Raw genomic sequence first — 1,057 nt, forward strand, 5'->3', positions numbered from 1 at the left:
GCCCGGGGGGATCGCCGTGATCCGGGGGGAGTTGATGGTGCGGGGGTCGTCCGGGGTGCCGCGTGATTCCTCCGGGGCGGCTCGGGGCTCCTCCGGGGCGTCTCAGGGTTAGGGCGTCAACGGTTCGGAAATCGAATAAAACAACGGGCCTTTTACTTCTCGCATTCCGCTTGCCGAGTCGGTGATTCCCGAGGATGCTCTTTTCCTGTCGGGGAAGCGTTCTTGGGCGCCGGTTCGGGGGAATCCGTCATGGCCAAGCGTGAAGTCATCAATGTCCGGGTCAGCCGGCGAATCCTGTGGGTGGGGGCGGAGGCGTATCCGCTGCACAACATCGCGCGGGCGACGACGGTTCGGATCCGGCCCCGGCGGATGGACGCGCTGGGGCAGTTCCTCGGCTATGGGCTGATCCTGGTGATCGTCTCCGGCGTGATCCTCTCGGCAGCGTCCCATGGGGAGTTGGCCGACGCGGACGCCGGGGTCGTCTCGGACCTCGTCCTCCTCCTCGACTGCGTGCTCGGGTTCGTCCTCGTCGCGCGGCTGGTGTCCGTCCTGGTCACGCCCGTCTACCACGCGCTCGTCATCGAGACCGCCGGGACGCCGTACACCGCGCTCGTCAGCACCGACAAATCCGTCGTCTCGCGGCTCGTCTTCCAGATCATGGACGCGATCGACAATCCCGAGGCGGAATTCCAGATCCAGGTCGAGAACTATCACATCGGCGACAAGATCAATATGGTCGGCGGGAACAATAATGTGGGGAAGCAGGGGAATTGAACGCCGGAGAGAGCCGTCATTTTCATCAGGGGGACGTCGTGAACGTGTACGGCGGGTCCGGGAACGTCGGGAAGATCCAGAACACGTATCAGTCCGCCGGGGATTCGGAGGCCGCGTTCCGGGAAATGCTCGCCGCTGTTCGCGCGCTGCGGGATCAGGTGTCGCCGGCCGATCGGGAGACCCTCGACGAGTCGTTGCGGGTCATCGGGGAGGGGGCTGAACCCGGGGTGCTGCGGCGGGCGTTGACCGCGGTCGTGGGGGTGGCTGTGGTGGTGGGGGAGGT

2 protein-coding genes are annotated in these 1,057 nt (G+C 65.8%); both read left to right on the forward strand.

The window, feature by feature from the left end; all coding sequences use genetic code 11:
* Positions 1–249: 249 nt before the first annotated feature.
* Positions 250–774, forward strand: coding sequence for a DUF6232 family protein (locus AOK24_RS42465; RefSeq protein ID WP_055725207.1), 525 nt, complete (start codon positions 250–252; stop codon positions 772–774).
* A 38-nt stretch (positions 775–812) separates the two neighbouring features.
* Positions 813–1,057: hypothetical protein (locus AOK24_RS42470; protein ID WP_055725208.1), on the forward strand; the 245-nt coding region annotated here is incomplete at its 3' end.

This window comes from Streptomyces niveiscabiei (assembly GCF_001419795.1).
In the GTDB taxonomy this organism is placed as follows: domain Bacteria; phylum Actinomycetota; class Actinomycetes; order Streptomycetales; family Streptomycetaceae; genus Streptomyces; species Streptomyces niveiscabiei.